Consider the following 229-nt stretch of genomic DNA (forward strand, 5'->3'; position numbering starts at 1 on the left):
CAGCAGCGCAGAACGCAGCACAAACTGCTGCAAACGCAGCGACAGCCGCGGGCAATAATGCAGCGGCTACCGTTTCAGCAATGCGTGGTGTTGCAGGCGGTGTGGCCGCTCTTGATAGCGCAGGACACCTGGCGCTGAGTGATGGTGCAAAACTGGTCTCAGTTTTGACTGTCACGTCAGCAACCCAGTCAACGCCGTCCATACTCTCACCTGATATCCCGCTTTCTGA

At 57.2% G+C, this 229-nt stretch carries 1 pseudogene; it reads left to right on the top strand.

Annotated features, from left to right (window positions below):
• Positions 1–229: pseudogene (locus tag HK25_RS13080) on the top strand (hypothetical protein); the annotation flags it as partial.

Source organism: Acetobacter sp. DsW_059, from assembly GCF_002153695.1.
GTDB classification, from domain to species: domain Bacteria; phylum Pseudomonadota; class Alphaproteobacteria; order Acetobacterales; family Acetobacteraceae; genus Acetobacter; species Acetobacter thailandicus.